General features: G+C 70.7%; 27 protein-coding genes. 10 read left to right on the top strand and 17 right to left on the bottom strand.

What is annotated here, in order from left to right:
• Positions 1–11 precede the first annotated feature (11 nt).
• From K2F47_RS11655 to K2F47_RS11645, 3 genes are all read left to right on the top strand, one after another.
• Positions 12–1,679 carry a flavin monoamine oxidase family protein gene (locus K2F47_RS11655; protein ID WP_242902889.1) on the top strand — a complete coding sequence of 556 codons (1,668 nt, stop codon included), beginning with the start codon at positions 12–14 and terminating at the stop codon, positions 1,677–1,679.
• A 65-nt stretch (positions 1,680–1,744) separates the two neighbouring features.
• Complete coding sequence (locus K2F47_RS11650) at positions 1,745–2,038, top strand: hypothetical protein (protein WP_242902888.1); 294 nt, start codon at positions 1,745–1,747, stop codon at positions 2,036–2,038.
• Positions 2,023–2,466, top strand: a complete 444-nt coding sequence (locus K2F47_RS11645) for a PIN domain-containing protein (protein ID WP_242902887.1) — start codon at positions 2,023–2,025, stop codon at positions 2,464–2,466. The genes K2F47_RS11650 and K2F47_RS11645 overlap by 16 nt, the downstream gene beginning before the upstream one ends.
• A 30-nt stretch (positions 2,467–2,496) precedes the next feature.
• Here the strand turns inward: K2F47_RS11645 and K2F47_RS41325 are convergent, their stop codons facing one another.
• From K2F47_RS41325 to msrA, 3 genes are all read right to left on the bottom strand, one after another.
• A complete protein-coding gene (locus K2F47_RS41325; protein WP_308198402.1) occupies positions 2,497–2,622 on the bottom strand; it encodes a helix-turn-helix domain-containing protein in 126 nt (41 codons plus the stop codon).
• A complete protein-coding gene (locus K2F47_RS41320; RefSeq protein ID WP_308198401.1) occupies positions 2,594–3,022 on the bottom strand; it encodes a type II toxin-antitoxin system RelE/ParE family toxin in 429 nt (142 codons plus the stop codon). The genes K2F47_RS41325 and K2F47_RS41320 overlap by 29 nt, the downstream gene beginning before the upstream one ends.
• A 109-nt stretch (positions 3,023–3,131) precedes the next feature.
• The gene (gene msrA, locus K2F47_RS11630; protein ID WP_242902886.1) at positions 3,132–3,785 is read right to left on the bottom strand and encodes a peptide-methionine (S)-S-oxide reductase MsrA; all 654 of its coding nucleotides are present in this window, start codon (positions 3,783–3,785) and stop codon (positions 3,132–3,134) included.
• A 69-nt stretch (positions 3,786–3,854) separates the two neighbouring features.
• Between msrA and rarD the strand changes: the two genes are divergently transcribed.
• The 7 genes from rarD (at position 3,855) to K2F47_RS11595 (ending at position 9,651) form a co-directional block, all read left to right on the top strand.
• Positions 3,855–4,760 carry an EamA family transporter RarD gene (rarD, locus tag K2F47_RS11625; RefSeq protein WP_242902885.1) on the top strand — a complete coding sequence of 302 codons (906 nt, stop codon included), beginning with the start codon at positions 3,855–3,857 and terminating at the stop codon, positions 4,758–4,760.
• 51 nt (positions 4,761–4,811) lie between these two features.
• Positions 4,812–5,192, top strand: coding sequence for a hypothetical protein (locus K2F47_RS11620; protein WP_242902884.1), 381 nt, complete (start codon positions 4,812–4,814; stop codon positions 5,190–5,192).
• Positions 5,193–5,755: 563 nt separating this feature from the next.
• Positions 5,756–7,417, top strand: a complete 1,662-nt coding sequence (locus tag K2F47_RS11615; RefSeq protein WP_242902883.1) for a prenyltransferase/squalene oxidase repeat-containing protein — start codon at positions 5,756–5,758, stop codon at positions 7,415–7,417.
• 489 nt (positions 7,418–7,906) lie between these two features.
• Positions 7,907–8,200, top strand: coding sequence for a hypothetical protein (locus K2F47_RS11610; RefSeq protein ID WP_242902882.1), 294 nt, complete (start codon positions 7,907–7,909; stop codon positions 8,198–8,200).
• A complete protein-coding gene (locus tag K2F47_RS11605) occupies positions 8,200–8,622 on the top strand; it encodes a roadblock/LC7 domain-containing protein (RefSeq protein WP_242905908.1) in 423 nt (140 codons plus the stop codon). Before K2F47_RS11610 ends, K2F47_RS11605 begins: the two co-directional genes overlap by 1 nt.
• Complete coding sequence (locus tag K2F47_RS11600; RefSeq protein ID WP_242902881.1) at positions 8,619–9,065, top strand: DUF742 domain-containing protein; 447 nt, start codon at positions 8,619–8,621, stop codon at positions 9,063–9,065. Before K2F47_RS11605 ends, K2F47_RS11600 begins: the two co-directional genes overlap by 4 nt.
• On the top strand, positions 9,046–9,651 hold the full coding sequence (locus tag K2F47_RS11595; RefSeq protein ID WP_242902880.1) for a GTP-binding protein: 606 nt from the start codon (positions 9,046–9,048) through the stop codon (positions 9,649–9,651). The genes K2F47_RS11600 and K2F47_RS11595 overlap by 20 nt, the downstream gene beginning before the upstream one ends.
• A 10-nt stretch (positions 9,652–9,661) precedes the next feature.
• Here the strand turns inward: K2F47_RS11595 and K2F47_RS11590 are convergent, their stop codons facing one another.
• From K2F47_RS11590 to K2F47_RS11525, 14 genes are all read right to left on the bottom strand, one after another.
• Positions 9,662–10,636, bottom strand: coding sequence for a polyprenyl synthetase family protein (locus tag K2F47_RS11590; RefSeq protein WP_242905906.1), 975 nt, complete (start codon positions 10,634–10,636; stop codon positions 9,662–9,664).
• A gap of 103 nt (positions 10,637–10,739) precedes the next feature.
• Positions 10,740–12,329, bottom strand: coding sequence for an NADH-quinone oxidoreductase subunit NuoN (nuoN, locus tag K2F47_RS11585; RefSeq protein ID WP_242902879.1), 1,590 nt, complete (start codon positions 12,327–12,329; stop codon positions 10,740–10,742).
• Positions 12,326–13,906: an NADH-quinone oxidoreductase subunit M gene (locus tag K2F47_RS11580; protein ID WP_242902878.1), complete on the bottom strand. Its 1,581-nt coding sequence runs from the start codon at positions 13,904–13,906 to the stop codon at positions 12,326–12,328. The genes nuoN and K2F47_RS11580 overlap by 4 nt, the downstream gene beginning before the upstream one ends.
• Complete coding sequence (nuoL, locus tag K2F47_RS11575) at positions 13,903–15,819, bottom strand: NADH-quinone oxidoreductase subunit L (RefSeq protein ID WP_242902877.1); 1,917 nt, start codon at positions 15,817–15,819, stop codon at positions 13,903–13,905. The genes K2F47_RS11580 and nuoL overlap by 4 nt, the downstream gene beginning before the upstream one ends.
• A 10-nt stretch (positions 15,820–15,829) precedes the next feature.
• Positions 15,830–16,129 (bottom strand): NADH-quinone oxidoreductase subunit NuoK, encoded by a 300-nt coding sequence (gene nuoK / locus K2F47_RS11570; protein ID WP_067466785.1) that lies wholly within the window; start codon positions 16,127–16,129, stop codon positions 15,830–15,832.
• Complete coding sequence (locus K2F47_RS11565; protein WP_372490866.1) at positions 16,126–17,082, bottom strand: NADH-quinone oxidoreductase subunit J; 957 nt, start codon at positions 17,080–17,082, stop codon at positions 16,126–16,128. The genes nuoK and K2F47_RS11565 overlap by 4 nt, the downstream gene beginning before the upstream one ends.
• A 23-nt stretch (positions 17,083–17,105) precedes the next feature.
• On the bottom strand, positions 17,106–17,645 hold the full coding sequence (gene nuoI, locus K2F47_RS11560) for an NADH-quinone oxidoreductase subunit NuoI (RefSeq protein ID WP_242905903.1): 540 nt from the start codon (positions 17,643–17,645) through the stop codon (positions 17,106–17,108).
• A 43-nt stretch (positions 17,646–17,688) separates the two neighbouring features.
• Complete coding sequence (gene nuoH / locus K2F47_RS11555) at positions 17,689–19,026, bottom strand: NADH-quinone oxidoreductase subunit NuoH (RefSeq protein ID WP_242902876.1); 1,338 nt, start codon at positions 19,024–19,026, stop codon at positions 17,689–17,691.
• Complete coding sequence (locus K2F47_RS11550; protein ID WP_242902875.1) at positions 19,023–21,578, bottom strand: NADH-quinone oxidoreductase subunit G; 2,556 nt, start codon at positions 21,576–21,578, stop codon at positions 19,023–19,025. The genes nuoH and K2F47_RS11550 overlap by 4 nt, the downstream gene beginning before the upstream one ends.
• On the bottom strand, positions 21,575–22,873 hold the full coding sequence (gene nuoF, locus K2F47_RS11545) for an NADH-quinone oxidoreductase subunit NuoF (protein WP_242902874.1): 1,299 nt from the start codon (positions 22,871–22,873) through the stop codon (positions 21,575–21,577). Before nuoF ends, K2F47_RS11550 begins: the two co-directional genes overlap by 4 nt.
• The gene (nuoE, locus tag K2F47_RS11540; protein ID WP_242902873.1) at positions 22,870–23,691 is read right to left on the bottom strand and encodes an NADH-quinone oxidoreductase subunit NuoE; all 822 of its coding nucleotides are present in this window, start codon (positions 23,689–23,691) and stop codon (positions 22,870–22,872) included. The genes nuoF and nuoE overlap by 4 nt, the downstream gene beginning before the upstream one ends.
• Positions 23,688–25,043 (bottom strand): NADH-quinone oxidoreductase subunit D, encoded by a 1,356-nt coding sequence (locus K2F47_RS11535; protein ID WP_242902872.1) that lies wholly within the window; start codon positions 25,041–25,043, stop codon positions 23,688–23,690. Before K2F47_RS11535 ends, nuoE begins: the two co-directional genes overlap by 4 nt.
• A complete protein-coding gene (locus K2F47_RS11530) occupies positions 25,040–25,786 on the bottom strand; it encodes an NADH-quinone oxidoreductase subunit C (protein ID WP_242902871.1) in 747 nt (248 codons plus the stop codon). Before K2F47_RS11530 ends, K2F47_RS11535 begins: the two co-directional genes overlap by 4 nt.
• A complete protein-coding gene (locus K2F47_RS11525) occupies positions 25,786–26,331 on the bottom strand; it encodes a NuoB/complex I 20 kDa subunit family protein (RefSeq protein WP_156222172.1) in 546 nt (181 codons plus the stop codon). Before K2F47_RS11525 ends, K2F47_RS11530 begins: the two co-directional genes overlap by 1 nt.

The raw sequence follows: 26,331 nt of genomic DNA, 5'->3' as shown, positions 1-26,331 counted from the left end.
AGGAGAACACAATGGAGAATTCAGCCAAGGGGTCCTCACGCCGGAATTTCCTGGGCATGGCGGCCTCCGCCGGCCTGCTCCAGGTCATGACCGGCGCACTCCCCGCCCATGCCGAACCCGCGCCCACCGGCCTTTTCACCCCGCCCACCAGAAAGGCCAGCGGCAGGTCCGTCGCCGTCCTCGGCGCGGGGGTCAGCGGAATGACGGTCGCCGTCAAACTCCACCAGGCCGGCTACGCGGTCACCGTCCTGGAGGCCCAGGACCGCACCAACGGCCGCGCCCGCACGCTGCGCCGCGGCGACACGATCACCGAAGTGTGGGCGGACGGCTCGTCCCACACCCTGACCTGCCAGTTCGACCAGGGCCTCTACCTCAACATCGGGCCGAGCCGGCTCTCCCACCAGCACCAGCGCGTGTTCGCGCTCTGCCGCCGGTTCCACATTCCGCTCGAGCCCTACATCATGCAGTCGACCGCCAACCTCTACCAGACCGACAAGGCCTTCCAGAAGGCGAGCAGGACCTACCGCCAGATCGCCTTCGACACCCGCGGATACGTCGCCGAATACGCGGCCGCCGCCGTCAAGAAGGGCCTGCTCGACAGCGACAAGCTGACCGACTCCCAGCGCGAGAAACTGCTGATCCTCCTCACGGAGTTCGGCCAGCTCGACAAGACCGACCACGCCTTCAACGGCTCCACCCGCTCCGGCCTCGCCAAGCCCCTCGGCGTCCCGCAGGCCGCCGAGGGCGTCGCCCCGCTGCCCCTCATCGCCCTACTGGAAAGCGAGTTCTGGAACGACCAGTTCTTCCGCGGCGACGACATCGTCTGGCAGAACTCGATGTTCCAGGCGGTCGGCGGCATGGACGCCATTGTCCGTTCCATCGCGAAGACCGTGCCCGCCGGAATCATCACACTGAACGCACCCGTCCACGCGATCAAACTCACCGACGACAACGTCCGCGTCTCCTGGCGGGACGCCGACGGAACGCACGACAAGACCTTCGACCACTGCCTGAGCAGCATCCCGATACCGGTGCTGCGGCAGCGCGTCCACCTCGAAGGCTTCTCACCCGAGTTCAATTGGGCGGTCGAGAACGCGCAGAACTCCGGCGCCGTCAAGGTCGGCTGGCAGGTCAGCCAGCGCTTCTGGGAGTCGGACCGCTACCAGATCTACGGCGGCATCAGCTGGCTCGGCAACCTCGCCCGCCAGATCGTCTACCCCTCCAACGACTGCTTCGCCCCCGGCAAGGCCACCCTGACCGGCGCCTACTCCTCCTACGACGCCGGCCGCCAACTGGGCGAGCAGACCCACCTCCAACGCCTGGCCACCGCCCGCGAGGCCGGCGCGAAACTCCACCAGGAATTCCTCAGCCGCGCCATCGTCCCCGACGAGAAGGCCATCTCCATCGCCTGGCAGAAGGTCCCCTACATCCAGCACGGCTGGGCCCACTGGGACCCCGAAATCCCCGACCACAAACGCATCTACCAAACCCTGATCTACCCCCAGGGCAACAACAGGTTCCTGGTGATCGGCGACCAGGTCTCCCCCCTCCCCGGCTGGCAGGAGGGCGCCCTGATGTCCGCCGAATGGGCCTTCCAATGGACCAACGGCGACCGCCGCCAATCCGAGACCCGAACCCCCGTCCACCAGATCCCCGACTCAAAATCCCTGACCACCTGACCCAGGGGCGGCGCCCCCCAGCGCCGCCCCCACAACTATCCTACTTTCAGTAGTACAGTTGGACCATGGCAGACACCCGTGACCCGGAGCAGCGCTCCCCCGGGCGAAGGGTCCGCCGAGCCACCGGCGGACGCTACGGCAAGACCGTCAAGAAGTCGGTCACCCTCCGCGAGTCCGTCGTGGAGCAGATCGAGGCCCGTACCGGCGCGCGTGGCTTCTCCGAGTTCCTGGACGCCGCGGCCGAGCGCCATCTCTCCCTGCTCAAGGCACAGGAGATCGTCGACGATCACGTCGCGCGGCACGGAGAGTTCACGCCGGAGGAACTGGCCGAGGCGGAGTTCGCGTGGCGAGGCGAGTGACCGGCTCGCCCCTCGTCGGCCCCGCCTTCGTGTTGGACGCCCAGGGGCTGTCGCTCCTCGCCGACGACGACCGGCGCATGACCGCACGTCTGGAACTCGCCGTGCGCCAGGAGTTCATGCCAGTGATCAGCGCCGTCACCGTCGCCGAACAACGCCGCGCCGACCGGGCGGGCAAACGGCTGGCATGGCTCCGTTCCAGGCTCACGATCGTCCCCGTCACCGAGGACATCGCCGACGCGGCCGCCGCCCTGCTGGACTCCACGGGGCTCTCCGGCCACGAGTGCGTGATCGACGCCCTCGTCGTGGCCACCGCCGCGAGCGCCACCGGCCCCGCCAAGGTCGTCTCCAGCGACGGTTCCCACATCCCGACCCTGTGCAAGACCGCCAGCGCCGACCGCCCCTCCCCCGTGGACTGGCTGAAAGTCTGACCCGCCCCGACCACCGCCGGAACGCTCAGGTCATGCGGCGGGGGTCCGTAGCTGGACGACGAGTTCGGCTCCGAGGGCCTTCGCCAGCCGTTCGAGTACGAGCAGAGTCGGGATAGTGCCGCCGGTCTCAAACCTGGCCACGGCGGACTGCGTCATCTCCGCTGCCCCTGCAACTCCCTCTGGCTCCACCCACGCTCCTCACGCAGGGAGCGGACGGTACGTCCCAGCTCGTAGGCCACGCGAGTAGCGGCGTAGGCCTCGACGGCGCCGGGCTCGCCCATGCGGCGTTCCCGCAGCTCACCCCAGTCGGACCGGCCACCCATCGACCTCTCCCCTCCCCAGCGTCCACCATGTGCGCTTCGGCCACGCACAGCCGCAATGCCCGGCGAGCCCGCTCCACTTCTCGCATACGCGTCTCGTGGAAGACCGTTAGCAGGATGAACCGCTTGCCCGGAGCGATCCAGTAGGTCACTCGCACGGCCTCGGTACCGAGATAGAAGCGCAACTCTCGCAACTTGCCGTGGAGCTGACGCGTGTACGGCTCCCCTAGCAACACCCCTGGTCAGCGAGTAGATCGACGTAGAACGCCGCGGCCGCGAAGGCGAGGCGAGCCCATCGCGGGTGTCTACAACATCGCAGGCCGCGGAGTCAGCTCGGGTGCTGGATCAGCTAGTGGTGCCGGCGGCGCCTACGGGGCAGGAGAGGCCGGTGCCGCCTAGGCCGCAGTAGCCGTTCGGGTTCTTCGTGTCGGAGAGGTACTGCTGGTGGTAGTCCTCGGCGTAGTAGAAGGTCGTCGCGGGGGTCAGTTCGGTGGTGATGGGGCCGTGGCCGGCGGCGGTGAGGACGGGTTGGTAGGCGTCGCGGGACGCTTCGGCCGCCGCGCGCTGGGCGTCGGTGCGGTAGAAGATCGCGGAGCGGTACTGGGTGCCGACGTCGTTGCCCTGGCGCATGCCCTGGGTGGGGTTGTGGGACTCCCAGAAGACGCGGAGGAGGTCGTCGTAGGAGACCTTCGACGGGTCGTAGACGACGCGGACGGTCTCGGTGTGGCCGGTGAGGCCGCTGCACACCTCTTCGTAGGTGGGGTTCGGGGTGTGGCCGCCCTCGTAGCCGGCGGACGTGGAGACGACGCCGGGGGTCTGCCAGAAGCGGCGCTCGGCGCCCCAGAAGCAGCCGAGGGCGAACTCCGCGATCTCGGTGCCGGCGGGGAAGGGCGGCGCCAGGGGTGCGTCCAGGACCTCGTGGCGGGGCGGGACCGGGAGTGGCGTGTCCCTGCCCGGGAGGGCGTTCTCCGGGGTGACCAGCTGGGTCTTCGCGAACATACGATCCAATGTAGCTCGGCCTCGGCGACATGAGCCTGAGTGGTGGTGGGTGATTACCGCGCTGCTATCGTGCGGGGCGTGAAACGGGGCGTACTGTGCGGAGTCGGGGCGTATGCCCTGTGGGGGTTGTTTCCGCTGTACTGGCCGCTTCTCAAGCCGGCGGGGGCGGCCGAGATCCTGGCCCACCGGATCATGTGGTCGCTGGTCACGGTGGCGGTCGTGCTCGCGGTCAAGCGGAACTGGGGTTGGATCAGGACGCTGGGGCGGCGGCGGATCGGACTGCTGACGCTGGCCGCTGTGACGATCAGCGTCAACTGGGGCGTGTTCATCTACGCGGTCAACAGCGGGCGGACGATCGAGGGCGCTCTCGGGTACTTCATCAACCCGCTGATCAGTGTGGTGTTCGGCGTCGTCGTCTTCCGGGAGCGGTTGCGGGCCTGGCAGTGGGGTGCGGTGGGGCTCGGTGCGGCGGCGGTCGTGCTGCTGACCGCCGACTACGGGGAGCCGCCCTGGATCGCGCTGATCCTGGCGTTCTCCTTCGGGACGTACGGGCTGCTGAAGAAGTTCGCCGCCATGCCCTCGGCCGAGAGCCTGGGGGTGGAGACGGCGGCGATGTTCGTGCCCGCGCTCGTGGTCAGCCTGGTCCTGGAAGGACGCGGCGACGCGGCGTTCGGGCACGCGGGCACGGGGCACGCGGTCCTGCTGGCGACGGCGGGGCTGGTCACGGCCGTCCCGCTGATGCTGTTCAACGCGGCGGCGATCCGGCTGCCGCTGAGCATGATCGGCATGCTCCAGTACCTGGCGCCCGCGCTCCAGTTCCTCATCGGCCTGCTCGTGCAGGGCGAGGAGATGCCCGCGAGCCGCTGGACGGGCTTCCTTCTGGTATGGCTCGCGCTCATTGTCTTGACCTGGGACGGGCTGAACGCCGCCCGGCGGGCGCCGCAGATTCCGGAGCCTGTGTCCGAGGCCGCCTAGAGGTACTAGAGTGCCGGACGTCACATCCCCTCCTGGCCGAGGAGTCCCCCGTTGCGCCTGCTCAGCGTCACCATGTTGGGAAGCGGACTTGTCATCGCGGGGCTCGCGGCGCCCGCGGCGGGACAGGCCAGCGGCATGGGACGCGGAGAGATCTCGGTCGAGCCGGGCGTGGCGCGGCCCGGCCAGCGGGTGGAGGTGTCGGTGCCGCGGTGCGCGCAGCCGCGTGAGGCGGTCTCTCCCGCGTTCACCAGGCAGATCGCGCTGCGCGGCAAGGCCGATCACGGCGAGGGCGTCGCGAGCGTCCGGCGGGACGCCAAGCCGGGCCACTACACGATCACGGCGCGCTGCGGCGCCCGCACGGTCACCGGCAGGTTCAAGGTTTCCAACGGCCTTGCCTGGCCCGCTATTCTCCCCACTTCCGACGGCCTGTAAACCATTCTCCGGGCGCCCGCTTTTTCGATTCCTGAGCGCTCGTGTCGTCGAATGGGAATTCGATAGTTCCAGTCCCTGATTGCCCAGTGTTCGGGATCTTGAACTCAGCGTCATCAATGAGTCGTCGAGCTTTCGCGTAGCGCACCGACGAATCTCTTGCAAAGTGAGCTACATCACGCGCAAATAGGTAGATTTCCTACCCTAACGCCCCTTGTTTACGTTAAGTGATCATGTGATACTTCAGCGGAACCACTCACACAGCGCTTACTTCGCATAATCGAACAAACCTCCCGCTCCTGGTCCGCGCGTCCACCTTCAAGCCTCCCCACGGCTCAGCATGTGCCACCCATCCGAAGAGGGACAGCCGAGAATGCCCGTAGCCATTGGCATCGCCCCTTTCCGCACCCGCCAGGTACCCCGGACCCGACCCACCCCGCGCCCGCGCCGGCCGTTCCGTGGCCGAAAGAGCGGGCTGAAACGCTTCACCCCTCAGGGCCGGTTCCCGCGCGAATTCGGCGGACCTTGGAAAACCGCGCCGCGATCGGTTGGCGGGAGGTAGCCGGATGGGAACCGCAGGCGAAGAAACAGGTGAAATCTCGGCCGGCAATGGACGCGGCGGGGGCTGCGCCCTCGCCGAAGCGGACCGGGCACCGGCCACCGGCGCGGCGGCCCGGACGAGGGCGGGCGCGCAGGCGCTCGTCGCCGGGCTGACCAGCGAGCCCTGGGGGCAGGTCTCCCCCTCGGTGTACGAGACCGGACGCCTCGTGTCCCTCGCGCCCTGGCTGACCGGGCACGAGGAGCGGCTCCGGTTCCTGCTCGCGGCGCAGCGCCAGGACGGCGGCTGGGGAGCGCGGGACGGCTACGCGATCGTCCCGACGCTGAGCGCGACCGAGGGCGTCCTGTCGTCGCTGCGGGCGCGCGACAGCGGCCTGGACCCGCAGGTGCTGGCGCGGGCGGCGGACCGCGGCCTGCGCGCGGCGGACGCCCTCCTCACCGGCGGGCGCGGGCGGCCGGTCCCCGACATGCCCGCCATCGAGCTCATCTCGGCGTACCTGACCGAGCTGCTCAACGGGCATCTCGCCGCGCTCGACGCCGCGCCGATCAGCGGCCTGGACGCCTGGCTGGGCGGGGCCCGGCTAAGCCTCCCCCACGGCTGGGACGGCGCGCTCCTCGAACCGATCCGCGCCCGGATCGCCGCCGGACGGAGCGTCCCCACGAAGATGGTCCACGCGCTGGAGATCGCCGGGCCCGCGGCGCGGGGATCGGCGAGCGTGTCGCCGGGGCCGCGCACCGGCGCGGTCGGGGCGTCGCCCGCCGCCACCGCGGCCTGGCTGGGCGGCAGCGTCCCGCCGCCGGGCGACCGGGCGCGCCGCTTCCTCGAACGGGCCGCGCGACTCCACGGCGGGCCCGTCCCGTGCGGCCTGCCCATCACCGTGTTCGAGCAGGCGTGGACGCTGAGCGGAACGGTCCGGGCGGGGGTGCCGATCCAGGTGCCCGAGGGCCAGCGGAAGGAACTGGCGGCGGCGCTCGGGCCTGAGGGCACGCCGGCCGGGGAGGGCCTGCCCGCGGACGCCGACACCACCGCCGTGACCCTCTACACGCTGGCGCTCCTCGGCGCGCCGCACGAGCCCGACAGCCTGCTCGCCTTCGAGTTGGACGAGCATTTCTGCACCTGGCAGGGCGAGCAGGGGGCCTCCGTCACGACCAACGCGCACGTGCTCGACGCGTTCGGGCAGTACGTGAAGTCCCGTCCCGCCGCGGCGCCCCGGTACGCGCGCGCCATCGCGAAGGCGGCGAGCTGGCTGCTCGGCCAGCAGCGGCCGGACGGGAGCTGGTCCGACCGGTGGCATGTCTCGCCGTACTACGCGACGGCCTGCGCGACCGCCGCGCTGCGGAGCTTCGGCGGCGAGGCGGCCCGGGAGCCGGTGCGCCGCGCGCTGCGCTGGGTGGTGGACACCCAGCGCGTGGACGGCTCCTGGGGGCTGTGGGACGGCACCGCCGAGGAGACCGCGCAGGCCGTGCAGGCGTTGCTGCTCGGCCGCGGCGCCATGGCGGGAATGTCGCGGAGCATCCCGTCGGTGGGGGCGGCGGTCCGGGGCCGCGCCTGGTTGGAACGCTTCAGCGGCCGGACGTCCGACCCGCCGCTCTGGCACGATAAGGACCTTTACCTGCCACGGGCAATTGTCCGCGGGACGGTCCTCGCGGCACTTCACCTCGCGCGTTAGAGAGCGAGCGCGGTGCGCAAGTACCTATCTGAAACTTTTAAGTGAACTTTGCCACATGGCTCTCAGTAGTCGCCGCACAAATAACCCCTTCAAATAGTGAAAATTGACGCCTTAGGGCGAACAGGCGTTGCTAAGGTGCTGCGGTGTGCGAGGCCGTGTTCCCGGCCGCAGGGCGGGGAGCCGGCCGCGAGGCCGTGTGCCCGGCCGCGCCGCACACCTGGACACCGAGGGCCCCGCGACCGCCGGTAGCTTCACCGGCCGGTGGCACGGTCCCGTTCGATCTCGTTGGGACGGGTTGTCATGCGCATCCGCGACGCGTGTCCGCGGGCCGGGGCCACGGCTCTCCGCGGTGGTGTGCCGGTCGCTTCGCCTTACCGGCAAGCTTCGTCCTTCCGGCGGGCTTCGTCTTACCGGCGGGCCGCGGTGGCCGGCGGGCACCACGCGTCCACCACCGAAGTCCCGACCACCGAGGCGGAGGACCAGTCACCCGTGGCCGACATCTCCACGACACCGTCCGGTCTGCCCGTCCGGGTGCCGCAGGCGAACCTCGCCGAGCCGCTGCGGACCGGGGAGGCGGACGCCGCCGGACGGCCGGACGAGGAGGACGATCCCGGCCGCTCGCCCGAGGAGATCAAGCAGATCATGGGCTCGTACCAGCGCGGCACCCGCCGCGGCCGCACGGACGCGGCCGGTGCCGCGAACGGCGCCCCGGCCGGCGCCGCGTCCGCTGCCGCATCCGGTGCCCTCGGCAGTCACGCAGAGGAAGGCGAGGAAGGCCAGTGATGCAGAAGACGGGTCCTTCATCCGATCTGGGCTGGTTGCTGGACGACCTGGTCCACCGGCTGCCGCACACCCGCAGCGCGGTCGTGCTGTCGGCCGACGGCCTGCTCATGGCCTCCTCCAAGGGCATGACGCAGGACGACGGCGAGCACCTCGCCGCGGTCTCGGCGGGCATCCAGAGCCTCGCCAAGGGCGCCGGGACCCGCTTCGGCGGCGGCCCGGTACGGCAGACGATCATCGAGATGCAGTCGGCCTTCATGCTGGTGACGGTGGCCGGCAAGGGCGCCTGCCTGGCGGTGCTGGCCGGCGAGGAGGCCGATGTGGGCCTGGTCGCCTACGAGATGGCGATGCTCGTGACCGCGATGGGCCAGCACCTCAGCTCGCCCGCCCGCACCGAGGCCGCCGCGGAGGGACGCACCTCATGATGCCGCCCGAGGAGCACCCGCTCGATCCCTGGCGGGACGAGCCGCCGCCCGCGGTGCCGGCGCCGCGGCCGCCCGTCCAGGACCCGAGGCTCTTGGCGGAGGGCACCGGGCCGATGGTGCGGCCCTACGTGATGACCAGCGGGCGGATCGAGCCGACCCGCGGCAGGTTCGACCTGATCACGCTCGTGGTGGCCGAGGGTCCGGAGCCGGAGGGCGCGATCGGGCTCGGCCCCGAGCATCTGGCGATCATCCGGTTGTGCCAGTCGGTACTGTCGGTGGCCGAGATCACCGGGCGGCTCGACCTGCCGGTCGCGACCGTGCGGGTGCTGCTGGGCGACCTGTTCGACAAGGGGTTCGTCTCGCTCCAGGAACCGGAACCGGAGGCGGACATGCACGACATCAGGCTCTACAAGGCGGTGATCGATGGACTCCGGGCCCTCTAGGCGGGAGGTACGCGCCCGCCGGCTCCCCACCGCGGTCAAGATCGTGATCGCGGGCGGCTTCGGGGTCGGCAAGACCACCATGGTCGGCACGGTGTCGGAGACGCAGCCGCTGCGCACCGAGGAGCTGCTCACCGACGAGAGCGTCGGCATCGACGACATGGCCGGGGTGGAGCGCAAGAAGACCACCACGGTCGCGATGGACTTCGGCCGCATCACCATGCGGGACGACTACGTCCTCTACCTGTTCGGCACCCCGGGCCAGGAGCGCTTCTGGTTCATGTGGGACGAGGTGGCGCTCGGCGCGCTCGGCGCCGTCGTCCTCGCCGACACGCGCCGGCTGTCGGACTGCTTCCCCTCGGTCGACTACTTCGAGCGCCGGTCCACGCCGTTCGTCGTCGCCGTCAACTGCTTCGAGGGCGCCCGCGCCTACGAGCTGGAGGAGATCCAGCTCGCGCTGAACCTGGGCCCGAAGGTCCCGGTGATGCTCTGCGACGCGCGCGAGCTCGGCTCCTGCAAGCAGGTGCTGATCGACCTCGTCCTGCACGCGATGAAGTCGCGCGGCCTCACCGAGACCCAGAGCGTCTGACGAGCAGGCCTCAACCCGTGCGGGAGACGACGTAGTCGCACAGGCCCGTGAAGGCCGAGCGCGCGGGGATGTCGGGAAGCGTGAGCAGCTCGGCGCGGGCGTCCTCGGCCCAGCGGCGCAGGTCGGCGCGGGCGAGGTCCATGGCGGGGTGCGCGCGCAGCAGCGCGAGCGCCTCGGCGTGCAGGGCGTCGTCGTCGGAGAGGTCCTGGACGAGCAGCTCCCGCAGCCGGGCGTCCTTCTCGTCGGTCCCCGCGAGGACGTGGTGGACGGGCAGCGTGCGGATGCCCTCGCGCAGGTCGGTGCCGGGGGTCTTGCCCGACTGCTCGGCGTCGGAGTCGATGTCGAGGATGTCGTCCGACAGCTGGAACGCGATGCCGATCTTCTCGCACGCGGAGGTGACGGTGTCGACGACGGACGCGGGGGCGCCCGACAGCAGCGCGCCGAACTGGCCGGAGACCGCGATCAGCGAGGCGGTCTTGTCGGCGACGACCTGGAGGTAGTGCTTGAGCGGATCGGCGCCCTCCGCGGGGCCGACGGTCTCCTGGATCTGCCCCCGGACGAGCCGCGCGAACGCGCGGGCCTGGATGCGGACGGCCTCGGGCCCGAGGTCGGCGAGCAGGTCGGACGCGCGGGCGAACAGGTAGTCGCCGGTGAGGATCGCGACCGTGTTGGTCCAGCGGGAGTTCGCCGACTCCCGGCCGCGCCGGACGGTCGCCTCGTCCATGACGTCGTCGTGGTAGAGCGTGCCGAGGTGGGTCAGCTCGACCACCACCGCGGCCGGGACGACGCCGGCCGCGGCGGGGTCGCCGAAGTGCGAGGCGAGCAGCACCAGCATCGGGCGGAACCGCTTGCCGCCCGCGACGACCAGGTGCTTGGACGCCTCGGTGAGCAGCGCGTCCTCCCCCTGGACCGACTCCAGCAGGAGCGCCTCCACGGCGGCGAGGCGGCGCTTGGCGTCGGCCGCGAGCGCCGCGTCGACGTGCAGGCCGAACGGGCCGGTCTCCTCGGGCGGGGCCTGCGGGGGCGCACTCCCCCCACCAGAGACCTGCCCGGACTCCTCAGCGAAGGCGTTGCTCACCCATGACCCCTTACCGGACGAACATATGTGTCGTTGCGTGCCCCGCGAGGTCCAGGATCGGCTGGGGGAGCACACCGAGTACAACAGTAGCCGTCAACCCGAGTGCCACCGCCGCCGCGGTCGCCGGGCCGGCGACGACCGTCGGTCCGTCCGCCTCCGGCTCGCTGAAGAACATCACGACGATCACGCGGACGTAGAAGAACGCCGCGATCGCCGAGGAGATCACACCGACGATCACCAGCGGCGTCGCGTCCGCCTGCACGGCCGCCTTGAACACCGCGAACTTGCCGGTGAAGCCGCTGGTCAGCGGGATTCCGGCGAAGGCCAGCAGGAAGAAGGCGAAGGTGCCCGCGACGACCGGGGAGCGCTTGCCGAGCCCGGCCCAGCGCGACAGGTGCGCCGCCTCGCCGCCCGCGTCCCGCACCATCGTGATCACGGCGAACGCGCCAATCGTGGTGAAGCCGTAGGCCGCGAGGTAGAACAGCGAGCCGGACAGGCCGTCCTTGGACGTGGCGACGACGCCGGTCAGCAGGAACCCGGCGTGCGCGACCGAGGAGTAGGCCAGCATCCGCTTGAGGTCGGTCTGGGTGATCGCGATGACGGCGCCGATGACCATCGTGAGGATGGCCACCCCCCACATGATCGGCTCCCAGTCCCACTTGAGCGTCTCGAACGCGACGTAGTAGACGCGCAGGATCGCGCCGAACGCGGCGACGAGCGTGCAGGACGCCATCAGCGCCGTGATCGGGGTGGGGGCGCCCTGGTAGACGTCCGGCTTCCACATGTGGAACGGCACCGCGCCGAGCTTGAACAGCAGCCCGACCGACAGCAGCGCGACGCCCGCGAGCAGCAGCGTCTCGCTCCCGGCGTCCTTGCTGATCTCGGCGGAGATGTCGGCGAGCCGCACCGAGCCCGCGTAGCCGTACAGCAGCGCCGTCCCGTACAGGAAGAACGCCGAGGAGAACGCGCCGAGCAGGAAGTACTTGACCGCCGCCTCCTGCGAGAGCAGGCGCCGCCGGCGGGCGAGCCCGCACAGCAGGTACAGCGGCAGCGACATGACCTCCAGCGCCACGAACATCGTGAGCAGGTCGTTGGACGCCGGGAACATCAGCATCCCGCCGACCGCGAACATCATCAGCGGGAACACCTCGGTCTGGGTGATCCCGGCGGCGGCGCTGCGCTGCTCGGCCTCGCTGCCCGGCAGCGCGGACGCCTGCGCGGCGAAGTGCCCGCCGCCGACGACGCTGCCGCCGCGCTCGGCGATCAGCAGGAGGCTGACGAGCGCGAGCACGAGGATGGTGCCCTGGAGGAACAGGGTGGGGCCGTCCACGCCGAGCGCGCCCTCGGCGGCGACGTGGTGCGGCTCGTCGTGGACGCCGAGGACGATCGTCCACGCGAACGCGCCGGCGAGGCCGAGGAAGGCGAGGGGGACCTGCGCGTAGTAGCGCCAGGTGCGTCCGACGAACGCCTCGACCAGCACGCCGGCGACGGCGATCCCGAGCACGAGCAGCAGCGGGCCGATCTGGTCGTACTCGATGTGCGGCGCCGGGATGTCACCCCCCTGCGCGAGGACGGCGCTCACCTGACTGCTGCGGCTCATGGACGGGCTCCGTTCTCGGCGACGTTCCCGGTGGTCTTCGGCGCGGGATCATGCCGATCGACCCGGACCAGCGTCTCCTTCACCGAAGGGTTGATGACGTGCAGCACCGGCTGCGGGAACAGGCCCATCGCCACGATGATCGCGAGGATGGGCGCGATCGCCCACTTCTCGCGCGCGGTCAGGTCCCGCATGCCCTCGACGGCCGGGGCCTTGGGCCCGCCCATGGTCCGCTGGTACATCCACAGGATGTAGATCGCGGCGAGCACGACGCCGCTGACCGCGAGCACGGCGGCCCACCTGTAGCGGCTGAACGTCCCGACGATGACGAGGAACTCCGATACGAACGTGGACAGGCCGGGCAGCGACAGCCCGGACAGGCCCGCGACGAGGAACGTCCCGGCGAGGACGGGCGCGACCTTCTGCACCCCGCCGTAGTCGCCGATCCGCGCCGACCGCCGCCGGACGATCATGAAGCCGACGATCAGGAACAGCGCGCCGGTGGAGAACCCGTGGTTGACCATGTAGAGGGTCGCGCCGGACTGCCCCTGCGACGTCATCGCGAAGATGCCGAGGACGATGAACCCGAAGTGCGAGACCGAGGTGTAGGCGATGAGCCGCTTGAGGTCGACCTGGCCGATCGCGAGCACGGCGCCGTAGATGATGCTGAGCACCGCGAACCCGAGCACGACCGGCGTGGCCCACTTGGCGGCGCCGGGGAACAGCTCCAGGCAGAACCGCAGCATCCCGTAGGTGCCGACCTTGTCCAGGACGCCGACGATCAGCACGAGCGCGCCGGGCGGGGACTGCTGCGCCGCGTCCGGGAGCCAGGTGTGCACCGGCACCATCGGCGCCTTGATCGCGAACGCGACGAAGAAGCCGAGGAACAGCCACTTGGCCGTGGTCGGGTCGATGTTCATCTTCGACAGCTCGTCGAACATGAACGTGCCGTGCCCGAGGCCGCCGTCGGCGGTGGACTTGGCCGACAGCGGGTACAGCCAGATCACCGCGACGAGCATCAGCAGCCCGCCGAACAGCGAGTACAGCAGGAACTTCACCGCCGCGTAGGAGCGCTGCGGGCCGCCGAAGTACCCGATGATGAAGTACACCGGGATCAGCATCGCCTCGAAGAAGACGTAGAACAGGAACACGTCGGTCGCGGCGAACACGCCGATCATCGCCGCTTCCAGCGTGAGCAGCAGCGCCATGTAGGTCTTCACCGACCGCTTGGCGGGGACGTCCACGCCGCCCGACCGGTCGTCCTCGGTCCAGGACGCGAGGATCACCAGCGGGACGAGGATCACCGACAGCACGATCAGCACGAGCGCGACGCCGTCGACGCCGACCGCCCAGTGGACGCCGAACTCCTTGATCCACCAGTACTTCTCGGTGAACTGGAACCGCGAGCCGCCCGCGTCGAAGCGGGCCGCCATCACCAGCGCGACCGCCAGCGTGACCGCGGACGCGCCGAGCGCGACCTGCTTGACCAGCGCCTCGCGCTCGCGCGGCAGCACCGCCACGAGCACCGCGCCGACGAGCGGCAGCGCGATCAGGACGCTCAGCCAGGGAAAGTCATTCACGACACGTTCACCACCAGGAGCGCCGCGACGACGAGAGCCGCGCCGAAGAACATCGAAAGGGCGTAGGAGCGGGCGAAGCCGGTCTGGAGCCGCCGGATGCGCCCGGAGCTGCCGCCGACGCCCGCGGCCAGGCCGTTGACGGCGCCGTCGACGCCGCGTCCGTCGAACCAGACCGCGAGCCGGGTCAGCCACTGCCCGGGCCGCATCAGCAGCGACTCGTTCAGCGCGTCCCCGTACAGGTCCTTGCGGGCGGCGACGGTGACGAACGAGCCGGCGGGCGCCTCGCGCGGCACCTTCCGGCTGCCGTACTGCCGCCAGGCGATCGCGACGCCGATGACCATCAGCACGAACGTGCCGGCGCCGGCGGCGGTGATCAGCTTGAACTCGTGCTCGTGCTCGGGCGCCCCGACGACCGGTTCCAGGAAGTCGGAGAACCCGCCGAGGATGAGGAAGCCGCCCGCGAACACCGAGCCGACCGCCAGCAGCATCAGCGGAACGGTCATCACCTTCGGCGACTCGTGCGGGTGGACGTCCTCGGCCCAGCGCTTCTCACCGAAGAACGTCATGAACATCACGCGCGACATGTAGTAGGCGGTGATGCCCGCGCCGACCAGCGCGCACGTACCGAGGATCGCCCCGGACGTGCCGCCCTTGTCGAACGCGGCCTCGATGATGCCGTCCTTGGTGAACCAGCCCGACAGGCCCGGGAACCCGATGATCGCGAGGTAGCCGAGCCCGAACGTGGCGTAGGTGATCACCATCATCGTGCGGAGCGCGCCGTAGTGGCGCATGTTCACGTCGTCCTTCATGCCGTGCATGACCGACCCGGCGCCGAGGAACAGGCCCGCCTTGAAGAAGCCGTGCGCGATGAGGTGCGCGATGGCGAAGACGTAACCGGGCTTGCCGAGCCCCGCGGCGAGGTGCATGTAGCCGATCTGCGACATCGTCGACCCGGCGAGGGCCTTCTTGATGTCGTCCTTGCCGCACCCGATGATCGCACCGGCGAGCAGCGTGGCCGCGCCGACGATCGTCACCACCAGCTGCGCGGTGTCGGACATCTCGAAGATCGGCCCGGACCGGACGATCAGGTAGACGCCGGCGGTCACCATCGTCGCGGCGTGGATGAGCGCCGACACCGGGGTCGGGCCCTCCATCGCGTCCAGCAGCCAGGACTGGAGCGGCAGCTGCGCGGACTTGCCGCACGCGCCGAGCAGGAGCAGCAGCCCGATCGCGGTGGCGGTGCCGGTGCTGAGCTGGGACGCGAGGCCCACGTGCTCGGCGCCGGTGCCGAGGATCTGGTCGAAGCCGACCGTCCCGAACGTGGAGAACATCAGCGCGATCGCGAGGATCAGGCCGATGTCGCCGACGCGGTTGACGACGAACGCCTTCTTCGCGGCGGTCGCTGCGGTCGGCTTGTACTGCCAGAACCCGATCAGCAGGTAGGACGCGAGGCCCACGCCCTCCCAGCCGAGGAACAGCACCAGGAAGTTGTTGCCGAGCACCAGCAGCAGCATCGCCGCGACGAACAGGTTCAGGTAGGCGAAGAACCGGCGCCGGTCGGGGTCCTCGGCCATGTAGCCGATGGAGTAGATGTGGATGAGCGAGCCCACACCGGTGATCAGCAGGACGAAGCTGATGGACAGCGGGTCCACCAGCAGGTCCATGCCGACCTTGAACGAGCCGACGTCGATGAAGTCCCACAGGTGCAGGGTCCGGCGCCGCTCCTCGGCCTCGTACCCGAGCATCTGGACGAACATCGCCGCGCCCACGACGAACGAGGCCAGCGACATCGTGACGCCGAGCAGATGGCCCCACCGGTCGGTGCGCCTCCCCCCGAGCAGGAGGATCGCGGCGCCCGCGAGCGGGAGCGCGATGAGAAGCCAGGACGCGGCCTGGATGCCTTCCGCTTTCATCCCCGGCCTCTCAGTACTTCAGCAGGTTGGCGTCGTCGACCGACGAGGACCTGCGCGTTCGGAAGATGGTCATGATGATCGCCAGGCCGACCACGACCTCCGCCGCGGCCACCACCATCACGAAGAACGCGATGATCTGGCCGTCCAGCTCGCCGTGCATGCGGGAGAACGAGACGAACGCCAGGTTCGTCGCGTTCAGCATGAGCTCGACGCACATGAACACCACGATCGCGTTGCGGCGCACGAGGACGCCGAGCGCACCGATGGTGAACAGGATCGCCGAGAGCGCCAGATAGTGCCCCGGACTCATTGACCAGCCTCGCCTTCACGCTCGTTGCCGGACGTCCCGCCGCCGGCGCCGCCCTCGGAGGGCCCGCCCGCGACCGGCGACCCGGCCTTGACGACGCGCGACTCGGCGCCCGCGTCCCGCGCCTCACCGGTCACGGCGCGCACCGCCGCGACGTCGTGCCCGAGGGCCTCCTCCTCGGTCTCGCCGTGCAGGTCGACGTGCCGCTCGACGGTGTCGGTCCGGGCCGCGATGATCGGGTTGACCGACAGCTCGGACGGCGTCCCGTCGGGCAGCAGCGCCGGCATGTCGACGGCGTTGTGCCGGGCGTAGGTGCCCGGGCCCGGCAGCGGGCCGGGGTGCTCGCCGGACAGGAACCGGCCCTTGGACAGGTCGCGCTGCGTCGGCTTCGGCTCGGTCCGCTCGCGGTGCGCGAGCACCATCGCGCCGAGCGCCGCCGTGATCAGCAGGGCGCTGGTCGCCTCGAACGCGAACACGTAGTCCTTGAACAGCAGCCGCGCGAGGCCGACGACGTTGCCGTCGCCGTTCGCGGTCTTCAGCCCGGCCGAGTCGCCGAGCGCCGCGTTCCCGAGCCCGATCGCCAGTAGCACGACGAACCCGATCGCGCCGACCGCCGCCCAGAACCGCTGGCCCCTGATCGTCTCCACCAGCGAGTCGGTGGAGCTGACCCCGACCAGCATCAGCACGAACAGGAACAGCATGAGCACCGCGCCGGTGTAGACGATGACCTGGACGAACGCGAGGAACGGCGCGTCCTGGATCGCGTACAGCGCGGCCAGCGAGAGCATCACGGTCGCCAGCAGCAGCGCCGAGTGCACCGCCTTCCGCATGAAGATCATGCCGAGGGCGGCGCAGACCGACACGACGGCCAGCAGCCAGAAGAAGAACGGCTCGCCGGACTGCTTGTCGGCGACGTGCCCGGCCAGGACGTGCCCGGAGGCGACGTGCCCCGCCAGCGCGTGGCCGGTCAGCGCGGCGCTCACTTGGCGTCACCGCCCTTGCGTCCGCGCGGGCGCTTCGCCGCGGACGCGCCGCCGCTCTCCGCGGGAGCCGCGGCGGACTCCTCGGGCTGGAGGCCGAGGCGGTAGTACTCCTCCTCGGTGTCGCCGAGCCGCATCTCGTGCGGCGGCTGCTCCATGCCCTCGCGCAGCGGCGCCAGCAGCATCTCCTTGGTGTAGATCAGGCTCTCGCGGCTGTCGTCGGCGAGCTCGTACTCGTTGGTCATCGTGAGCGCCCGGGTGGGGCACGCCTCGATGCACAGCCCGCACAGGATGCAGCGCAGATAGTTGATCTGGTAGATGCGGCCGTACCGCTCGCCGGGCGAGTAGCGCTCGTCGACGGTGTTGTCGGCGCCCTCGACGAAGATGGCGTCGGCGGGGCACGCCCAGGCGCACAGCTCGCACCCGACGCACTTCTCCAGCCCGTCCGGCCACCGGTTGAGCTGGTGCCGGCCGTGGAAGCGCGGCGCGGTCGGCTTCTTCACCTCGGGGTACTGAACGGTCTCGCTCTTGCTGAACATCTGGTGGAACGAGACCCCGAACCCCTTGACGGGATTCAGGAAATCAGTGAGTCCCACTGGTGACCTCCTCAGGAGGGGTTTTGACCTTGGTGGCCCCGGCCGGACCGCCGTGGTAGTGCGGCAGGTCCAGCGGCGGCACCGGGAACCCGCCGGCCGCCGGATCGGGCGCGGCGTCCCGACCCGCGCCGGGGACGATCTCCTTCTCGTCCTCGCCGCCGCGGAGCATCTCCCAGATCACCGTGGCCACCAGCACCACCGCCGCGACCACGGCGGCGATGATGACGATCTGCCGCATGTCGTGGCCCTCGTTGCGCAGCGCGCGGATCGTCGACACCAGCAGGATCCAGCCGAGCGAGAAGGGCATGAGCACCTTCCAGCCCAGCTTCATCAGCTGGTCGTAGCGGACGCGCGGCAGCGAGCCGCGGAGCCAGATGAAGAAGAAGATGAACAGCCACAGCTTGACCAGGAACCACAGCACCGGCCACCAGCCGGCGTTGGCGCCCGCCCACACCGTGGAGATCGGCGCGGGAGCCCGCCAGCCGCCGAGGAACAGCGTCGTGGCGAGCGCCGACAGCGTCGCGAGGTTGATGTACTCCGCGAGGAAGAACATCGCGAACTTCAGCGACGAGTACTCGGTGTGGAAGCCGCCGACCAGCTCGCCCTCGCCCTCGGGCAGGTCGAACGGGATGCGGTTCGACTCGCCCATCATCGTGATCACGTACACGAGGAAGGACGGCAGCAGCAGCACCACGAACCACTTGTCGTGCTGCGCGGCGACGATGTCGGAGGTCGACATCGACCCCGCGAACAGGAACACCGCGACGAACGACAGGCCCATCGCGATCTCGTAGGAGATCACCTGGGCGGACGAGCGGAGCCCGCCGAGCAGCGAGTACGGCGACATCGACGACCAGCCGGCCAGCACGATCCCGTACACGCCCATCGAGGACATCGCGAGCACGAGCAGCACCGCGACCGGGAGGTCGGTGCCCTGGAGCGCGGTCTGGTGCCCGAACACCGACACCGTCGGCCCGAACGGGATGATGATGAAGGAGATGAACGCCGGGACGGCCGACACGATCGGCGCCAGGACGAACACCAGCTTGTCGACCTGGCGCGGGACGATGTCCTCCTTGAGCGCCAGCTTCACGCCGTCGGCGAGGCCCTGGAGCAGGCCCTGCGGGCCGACCCGGTTCGGGCCGACCCGGAGCTGCATCCGGGCGATCACGCGGCGCTCGACCCACATCGACAGCAGGACGGTCAGCACCAGGAAGACGAAGATCGCGAGGACCTTGCCGCCGATCAGCCACCACGGGTCGTCGCCGAAGCTCTTCAGCGTGGGTTCCTTCGCGGACGCCGCCGCGAGCGTGAGCGGACTCATCGGGAGCCTCCAGCGGGGTCGTCGGCGGGTGCGTCGGCGGGTGCGTCGGCCACGCCGCCCGGGACGTCCCTGGCCGCGATGGCGCCGCCACGCGGGGCGGCGCCGGAGAGCGTACCGCCCGGGGCGCCCGCGACGCGCACCACGTCGCCCGCCACCGCGCCGATGTCGCGGTACAGGGCGCAGCCCGCCGAGTTCGTCGGCAGCCACACGACGCGGTCCGGCAGGTCGGTGGTGATCTCCAGCGGGAGCGTGACCTCGCCGCGCGGGCCCGACACGCGCACCGCGCCGTCCGGGCCGTCCGCGCCGATCTCGGCGGCCGTCGCGGGCGACAGCCGCGCCGCCGCGGGCTTGGCGGTGCCCGCGAGGTACGGCTCGCCGTCCTGGAGGCGGCCCCGGTCGAGCAGCAGCCGCCAGGTCGCCAGCAGCGCCTCGCCCCGCTCGGGGTGCGGCGTGATCACCTGCGGCACGTGCGGCGCGTCCGGGCGCTCGCCGCGGTAGGCGCCGAGCCCGGTCAGCTCGCGGCGCGCCGCGTCCGGCCCGGGCAGGCCGAGGTGGACGTCCATCTCGTCGGCCAGCGAGTTCAGCACCCGCAGGTCGGAGAGCCGCCCGGCGGACCTCAGCACGACCTCGAACTGGCGGCCGCGGCCCTCCCAGTCGACGAACGTGCCGGACTTCTCGGCGACGGCCGCGACCGGCAGCACCACGTCGGCGCGGTCGGTGACGGCGCTCGGACGCTGCTCCAGGCTCACCACGAACGGCGTCGCCTCCAGCGCCGCGAGCACGGCCTGCGGGTCGGGCAGGTCCTCGGGGTCGACGCCGCCGACGAGCAGCGCGCCGCGCCGCCCCTGCGCCGCCGCCTCGATGAGCGCCTCGGTGCCGAGCCCCGGCTCGGCGGGCAGTTCGGCGACGCCCCAGGCACGGGCGACCTCCGCGCGCGCCCCGGCGTCGGCGACCGGGCGGCCGATCGGCAGCAGCCCGGGCAGCGCCCCGGCCTCGACCGCGCCGCGCTCCCCGGCCCGGCGCGGTACCCACGCCAGCCGGGCCCCGGTCACCTGCGCGAGCCGCACGACGGCCGACAGCGCGCCCGGGCTGCCCGCGAGCCGCTCGCCGACCATGATCACGGCGCCGGGCGTCTCCAGCAGCGCGCGCACGCCGGAGGGCCCGCCCTCGCCGATCAGCGAGCCGAGCGTCTCGGCCTCGGCGCCCGGCTGCGTCGGCAGCAGCGTCCCGCCGACCTTGCGCAGGCCGCGCGTCGCGAACGGCGCCGCCGCGAAGACCTTCAGCGCCTTCTTGCGGTACGCCTTGCGCAGCCGCAGGAACACGATCGGCGACTCCTCCTCCGGCTCGAAGCCGGCGAGCAGCACCGCGGGCGCCTTCTCCAGGTCGGCGTAGGTCACCTCGATCGGACGGCCCGCCACCGACGAGCCGAGGAACCGCGACTCCTCGTCCGACATCGGACGGGCGCGGAAGTCGACGTCGTTGGTGCCGAGCGCGATCCGCGCGAACTTGGCGTAGGCGTAGGCGTCCTCCAGCGTGACCCGCCCGCCGGTCAGCACGCCCGCCGAGCCGCGCGCCGCCGCGAGACCGCGCGCGGCGATCTCCAGCGCCTCGGGCCAGGACGCGACCTCCAGCTCACCGGCCTCGTTGCGGACGAGCGGGTGCGTCAGCCGGTCGGGCCGGGTGGCGTAGGTGAACGCCCAGCGGCCCTTGTCGCAGTTCCACTCCTCGTTGACCTGCGGGTCGTCCCCGGCCAGCCGGCGCGTGATCTTCCCGCGCCGGTGGTCGGTGCGCAGCGCGCAGCCGGACGCGCAGTGCTCGCACGTGCTCGGCTGCGACACGAGGTCGAACGGCCGCGACCGGAACCGGTACGCGGCGCCGGTCAGCGCGCCCACCGGGCAGATCTGCACGGTGTTGCCCGAGAAGTAGGACTGGAACGGCTTGCCGTCGGCGGTGCCGACCTGCTCCTTCGCGCCGCGCTCGAACAGGTCGATGAACGCGTCCCCGGCGATCTGGTCGGAGAACCGGGTGCAGCGGGCGCACTGGATGCAGCGCTCGCGGTCGAGCAGGACCTGGCTGGACAGCGCGAGCGGCTTGGGGAAGGTCCGCTTGGCCTCGACGAACCGCGTCTCGCCGCGTCCGTTGGACATCGCCTGGTTCTGGAGCGGGCACTCGCCGCCCTTGTCGCAGACCGGGCAGTCCAGCGGGTGGTTGATGAGCAGCAGCTCCATCACGCCGTGCTGCGCCTTGTCGGCGACCGGCGAGGTGAGCTGGGTCTTGACGACCATGCCCGGCATCACCGTCGTCGTGCAGGACGCCTGCGGCTTCGGCATCCCGCGCCCGTTCCCGGCGTCGGGGATCTCCACCAGGCACTGGCGGCAGGCCCCGACCGGGTCGAGCAGCGGGTGGTCGCAGAACCGCGGGATCTGGATGCCGAGCAGCTCGGCGGCCCGGATGATCAGGGTGCCCTTGGGCACCTCGATCTCGAAGCCGTCGATGGTGCACGAGATCATCTCGACCTGTTCGACAGCCGCCGAGTCGCTGGTGACCGTCACTTGGCACCTCCCCAGAGGGTGGACTTGGACGGGTCGAACGGGCAGCCGCCCTGCTCGAAGTGCTGGAGGTACTCGTCCCTGAACAACTTGATGGACGAGACCACCGGGCTCGTCGCGCCGTCGCCGAGCGCGCAGAACGAGCGGCCGAGGATGTTGTCGGACAGGTCCAGGAGCGTTTCGAGGTCCGCCTCCTCGCCCTGCCCGGCCTCCAGCCGCTTCAGCATCTGCTTGTACCAGTAGGTGCCCTCGCGGCACGGCGTGCACTTGCCGCACGACTCGTGCGCGTAGAACTCCGACCACCGCAGCACGGCCCGGACGACGCACGTCGTCTCGTCGAAGATCTGGAGGGCGCGGGTGCCGAGCATCGACCCGGCGGCGCCGACGGACTCGAAGTCCAGCGGGACGTCGAGGTGCTCCTCGGTGAAGATCGGCGTGGACGAGCCGCCCGGCGTCCAGAACTTCAGCCGGTGCCCCTCGCGGACGCCGCCCGCCATGTCGAGCAGCTCCCGCAACGTGATGCCGAGCGGCGCCTCGTACTGGCCGGGCCGCGTCACGTGCCCCGAGAGCGAGAAGATCCCGAATCCCTGGGACTTCTCGGTGCCCATCGCGGCGAACCAGTCGGCGCCGTTCCCGACGATCGAGGGAACGGACGCGATCGACTCGACGTTGTTGATGACAGTGGGGCCGCCGTACAGGCCCGCGACCGCCGGGAAGGGGGGCTTGAGCCTGGGCTGACCGCGGAATCCCTCCAGGGAGTCCAGCAGCGCCGTCTCCTCGCCGCAGATGTAGGCCCCGGCGCCGCTGTGCACGACCACGTCGAGGTCGTAGCCGGAGCCGAGGATGTCCTTGCCCAGGTAGCCGGCCTCGTAGGCCTCGGCGACCGCGCGCTGGAGCCGGCGGATCACGTGCAGGACCTCGCCGCGCACGTAGATGAACGCGTGGTTGGACCGGATCGCGTAGGAGCTGATGATGACGCCCTCGACCAGGACGTGCGGGTTCGCCATCATGAGCGGGATGTCCTTGCAGGTCCCCGGCTCGGACTCGTCGGCGTTGACGACGAGGTAGCGCGGGTTCGGGCTGCTCGGCGGCAGGAACCCCCACTTCATGCCGGTGGGGAAGCCCGCGCCGCCGCGGCCGCGCAGACCGGAGTCCTTGACGGCCTGGACGATCGCGTCCGGCTCCATCCCGAACGCGGTGCGCAGCGCCCGGTAGCCGCCCTCGCGCTCGTAGCCCTCGCGGGTGAACGAGTCGGACTGGTCCCAGTTCCTGGTGAGGATCGGGGTGAGCGTGGTCACTGGTTCCGCCCCTCCTGGCTGCCCGGCTTCACGTCGCCGCCGATCGGCTTGCCCGGCTCGTTGGGCGGCGGGTCGCTGATCTCACTCGGCCGCACCGGCTCCTGCGGCTGCTCGCGGTCCGCGTCCACGGGCGGGGCCTCCCAGCCGCGCTCGCGCGCGAGCTCCAGCCCGCGCAGCGACTCGGGACCGGCCTGGACGCCCTCGTGCGCGAGCCCGTCGGGGAACCCGGCGAGCACGCGCGAGGCGTCCTTCCAGGTGGCGAGCGTGTTCGGGCCGCGCGAGGGCAGCACCCGCTCACCCGAGCGCAGGTCGTCGACCAGCTGCTTGGCCTTCTCGGGAGTCATGTTGTCGAAGAACTCCCAGTTGACCATCATCACCGGCGCGAAGTCGCAGGCGGCGTTGCACTCGATCCGCTCCAGGCTGACCTTGCCGTCCGGGGTGGCCTCGTCGTGGCCGACCCCGGTGTGCGCGCTCAGCTCGTCCCAGATCTGGTCGCCGCCCATCACCGCGCACAGCGTGTTGATGCACACGCCGACGTGGTACTCGCCCACGGGCCGCTGCTTGTACTGCGTGTAGAACGTCACGACGCCCGTCACCTGCGCGGGCGTGATGCCGAGCTGCTCGGCGCAGAACTCGATGCCCTGCTGCGTGACGTGCCCGTCCACCGACTGCACCAGGTGCAGCATCGGCAGCAGCGCCGACCGCGGCTTCGGGTAGCGGGCGATGATCTCCTTGGCGTCCCGCTCCAACCGCTCCCGGACGTCCGGCTCGTACGCGGCGCTCGTCTCGCTCGCCGCGCCCGTCTCGTTCGCCGTCATCGGTCCACTCCCCCCATGACCGGGTCGATGCTGGCGACGGCCGCGATGACGTCGGCGATCATGCCGCCCTCGGCCATCGCGGGCGTGGCCTGCAAGTTGACGAAGGACGGCTCGCGGAAGTGCACGCGGTAGGGACGGGTGCCGCCGTCGCTGACCACGTGCGCGCCGAGCTCGCCGCGCGGCGACTCGATGTGCGAGTACGCCTGCCCCGCGGGCACCCGGAAGCCCTCGGTCACCAGCTTGAAGTGGTGGATCAGCGCCTCCATCGACGTGCCCATGATGTGCGCGATGTGCTTGGGCGAGTTGCCCATGCCGTCCGCGCCGATCGCGAGCTGTGCCGGCCAGCCGATCTTCTTGTCCTCGATCATGACCGGTCCCTTGGTCCCCTGGAGCCGCTCCACGCACTGCTCCACGATCTTCAGGGACTGCTCCATCTCCTCCATCCGGACGAGATAGCGGCCGTACACGTCGCAGGTGTCCTGCGTCGCGACCTCGAAGTCGTAGGTCTCGTAGCCGCAGTAGGGCTGCGACTTGCGCAGGTCCCACGGCAGGCCCGTCGCGCGCAGCACGGGGCCGGTGACGCCGAGCGCCATGCAGCCGGTGAGGTCGAGGTAGGCGACGTCCTTCGTCCGCGCGAGGTAGACGGGGTTGGAGTCCATCAGCTTGCGCAGCGCCTGGATGCGCTTCGGCATCCGGTCGAGGTAGTCGCGGACCTTGCTGAGCGCTCCGCTCGGCAGGTCCTGCGCGACCCCGCCCGGGCGGACGTAGGCCATGTTCATGCGCAGGCCGGTGATCTCCTCGAACAGGTCGAGCGTGTACTCGCGCTCGATGAACCCGTTCAGCATGACCGTCGTCGCGCCGAGCTCCAGCCCGAACGTGGCGATGGCGACCAGGTGGGAGGAGATCCGGTTCAGCTCCATCAGCATGACGCGGATGATCTGCGCCCGGTCCGGCACCTGGTCGGTGACGCCGAGCAGCTTCTCCACGCCGAGGCAGTACGCGGTCTCGTTGAAGATCGGCGCGAGGTAGTCCATCCGGGTGCAGAACGTGGTGCCCTGCGTCCAGGTGCGGAACTCCATGTTCTTCTCGATGCCGGTGTGCAGGTAGCCGATGACCACGCGGGCCTCGTCCACCGTCTCGCCGTCGAGCGTCAGGATGATCCGCAGCACGCCGTGCGTGGACGGGTGCTGCGGGCCCATGTTGACCACGAGCCGCTCGTCGCCGAGGTCCTCGGCGCCCGCGACGACCTCGTCCCAGTCCTGCCCGCCGACGTCGAACACCCGGCCCTCGGTCGCGGTCGCCTCGTCGGCGGCGGCGTAGGCGTCGTACTCGGTGTACTTCGTGGAACTCATGTGTACGACCTCCGCTCGTCGGGCGGCGGGATCTCCGCTCCGCGGTACTCGACGGGGATGCCGCCGAGGGGGTAGTCCTTGCGCTGCGGGTGACCGACCCAGTCGTCGGGCATCTGGATCCGCGTCAGCGCGGGGTGCCCGTCGTACACGATGCCGAAGAAGTCGTAGGTCTCCCGCTCGTGCCAGTCGCTCGTCGGGTACACCGGCACCAGCGACGGGACGTGCGGGTCGGCGTCGGGGCAGGTCGCCTCAAGGCGGACGCGCCGGTTGTGGGTGATCGACAGCAGGTGCGTCACCGAGTGCAGCTCGGCGCCGGTGTCCTGCGGGTAGTGGACGCCCGACACGCCCGAGCACAGCTCGAAGCGCAGCGACGGCTCGTCCCGCATGGTCCGGGCGACCTCCAGCAGGTGCTCGCGCCTGACGTAGAACGTCATCTCGCCGCGGTGGATCACGACCCGCTCGATCGCGTCCCCGAAGTCCGGGTAGACGCGCTCCAGCTCGTCGGCGATCTCGTCGAACTCGCCCGGCTCGGCGGCGCCGTCCGGCCCGCCGTAGGGGCGCGGCGCGCTGACCTTCGGACTCTGCCGGACGACCAGCCCGCCGTACCCGGAGGTGTCGCCGGTGGTCTTCGCGCCGAACATGCCCTTGCGGGCGACCGGCTGCTCGCGGCGCTCCTCCTCGACCTGCGCGGGGAGCTGGTCGGCGGCCTGCTCGGCCCGCTGCTCTGGGTGCTGGGACGACATCAGGCCCCCTGTCCGAGCAGCGGGAGCCGGCGGCGCTTGGCCTCTTCCAGCTCGGCGATCTGCCGCTCGCGCTGCGGCCCGAGCTTGGTGTTCTGGATCTTGTCGTGCAGCTTCAGGATCGCGTCCAGCAGCATCTCGGGCCGCGGCGGGCAGCCGGGCAGATAGATGTCCACCGGAACGATGTGGTCCACGCCCTGCACGATCGCGTAGTTGTTGAACATCCCGCCGGACGACGCGCACACGCCCATGGCGATGACCCACTTGGGTTCGGTCATCTGGTCGTAGATCTGCCGCAGCACCGGCGCCATCTTCTGGCTCACCCGGCCCGCGACGATCATCAGGTCGGCCTGCCGGGGCGTTCCCGAGGCACGCTCCATCCCCCACCGGGAGAAGTCGTGCCGGGGGTCGCCGGTCGCCATCATCTCGATCGCGCAGCACGCGAGGCCGAACGTCGCCGGCCACACCGAGCTCTTGCGCGCCCAACCCGCGACCTGCTCGACCGTCGTCAGCAGGAACCCGCTCGGGAGTTTCTCCTCTAGGCCCAT

It is taken from the genome of Actinomadura terrae (assembly GCF_022751215.1).
GTDB lineage: Bacteria > Actinomycetota > Actinomycetes > Streptosporangiales > Streptosporangiaceae > Spirillospora > Spirillospora terrae.
This window is presented reverse-complemented; position numbering and strand designations above follow the sequence as displayed.